This is a genomic window from Moorena sp. SIO4A1 (assembly GCF_010672065.1).
Classification (GTDB): domain Bacteria; phylum Cyanobacteriota; class Cyanobacteriia; order Cyanobacteriales; family Coleofasciculaceae; genus Moorena.
On record NZ_JAAHHX010000895.1, the window covers coordinates 1 to 1,203 of the forward strand.

The following is a 1,203-nucleotide window of genomic DNA, read 5'->3' on the forward strand; positions in this document are numbered from 1 at the left end:
CCTCTTGCCTTTCCCAAGCACGAGTATGTTAACAACTCAAATGTAAATGCTATAGACCAATGGTAGCCATCAGTTTTGTGTAGGCTTTTTTGTAAGCACTTCGATGTTTTTCCAACCGATAACGAGCCATATCAGTGACCCCTTGTGATGAACCGCTATCAAACTCTTTGAGCAATTCTTCACCAAGGGCTGTCAACCCTTGCTCATGCTCTGAATCAAGGGCTTGATTCTTCAGTTCCTCAAATAATTTATCATCGTCTTTCATTATTGTCTTTCATTATTGTCTTTTATTAGCGTTCGCGTAGCGTGGCCAACGGCCAATCGCATAAGCGCGGAAGCTGAGGCCAAAGGCCACCCTTTGCGTTCGCGTAGCGGAGGCCGTTGGCCAAACGCTTCCGGAGCGTAGCGTGGCCAACGGCCAATCGCATTAATTAGTCATGTAACCATTAAGCCGTCAGCTGTCAGCCGTTGGCCGTTGGCTGATGGCTGATAGCTGATAGCTTACGGTGTGACCCTCAGCAAGAGCAGCGCTACAATAACAGACTATGAGCTGGTTACCAATAACTCAGCACTTAGCACTTACCATTTCGCATTCAGCAGTGATCAACCTAGATCAGCCGATTAACTCTTATTCTGCTTAGGGGATGAAGCAGGTTTATTTTTCTCTATCCATTCTTCGATCAACTCCAATAAGATATGATTCATGGTGACTCCCTTGAGAGCGCACATAGATTTGAATTTTGCCCGTAAGGATTCAGGCAAAAATAGTTTGTAGCTAACTTGTTTTTCTTCTGACACATCTTTTGACAACTTTGACCTCCCAATTATCCTACTAAGGGTTAAACGATTCAATAGGTATTTTAAGTTTTTTGTGTTATTTGTAGATTTTGTGTTATTATAACCTTAGGAAACACAAAGAAGCCAGCGGCACTCAGTCTGATCAAATCGATTTCGACCAGACTTTGTAGCCTATGGGCTGGTTAGCGCACTAGCTACAGCAGAGGTTCCCCAGGGATCTCTGCTTAACTTTTTTAAACTATTACTGGTGCTACTGGCCAACCTAGTCAGGGGTAGTAGCTCACAGGGAAACTTCCTCGATATCAGCTAAATTTGGTAGTAATTCTGTACTATCGTTCCTCAACCTATTCCCATAACGCTGACAACGCACGGCAAAGGTACCACCAGTAGGAGTCCGGGCACGCC

3 protein-coding genes are annotated in these 1,203 nt (G+C 44.5%); all 3 read right to left on the reverse strand.

Features of this window, described 5'->3' with window-relative positions:
* Positions 1-49 precede the first annotated feature (49 nt).
* A complete protein-coding gene (locus F6K53_RS43860; RefSeq protein ID WP_293087108.1) occupies positions 50-265 on the reverse strand; it encodes a hypothetical protein in 216 nt (71 codons plus the stop codon).
* Positions 266-290: 25 nt separating this feature from the next.
* The gene (locus F6K53_RS43865; RefSeq protein ID WP_293087111.1) at positions 291-428 is read right to left on the reverse strand and encodes a hypothetical protein; all 138 of its coding nucleotides are present in this window, start codon (positions 426-428) and stop codon (positions 291-293) included.
* 193 nt (positions 429-621) lie between these two features.
* Positions 622-810, reverse strand: a complete 189-nt coding sequence (locus tag F6K53_RS43870) for a hypothetical protein (protein WP_293087114.1) — start codon at positions 808-810, stop codon at positions 622-624.
* Positions 811-1,203: the final 393 nt, after the last annotated feature.